This window comes from Corynebacterium frankenforstense, from assembly GCF_030211955.1.
Lineage (GTDB): Bacteria > Actinomycetota > Actinomycetes > Mycobacteriales > Mycobacteriaceae > Corynebacterium > Corynebacterium frankenforstense_A.
This window is the reverse complement of sequence record NZ_JASODI010000102.1, coordinates 1-237: the sequence shown is the minus strand read 5'-3', so window position 1 is coordinate 237 and position 237 is coordinate 1. Positions and strand designations below refer to the sequence as shown.

General features: G+C 57.4%; 1 pseudogene. It reads right to left on the bottom strand.

Annotated elements, in window-relative coordinates:
• A pseudogene (locus QP119_RS11700) lies at positions 1-237 on the bottom strand (IS1249 family transposase); the annotation flags it as partial.

The window sequence follows — 237 nt, the reverse complement described above, 5'->3', positions numbered from 1 at the left end:
CACAAGTAAGCAGCCAGCGTCGGTGTAGGTGCCGTCGATGAAGATTTGGTCGTAGACCCGGTTGGGATCGGGGGTGTTAGGGACATCGATAATCCACAATGAGGTGAACCGGCGGTCGAGTGTGCGCCGGGAGACATTCAAGGTGTCGGCCACCTTGGTTAAAGAAGCAGTGCCGGTGACGTAGGTGTGAAACGCTTTGAAATCCCGGGTGTGGGTCTGATCGGGGCGGTGTCGTGT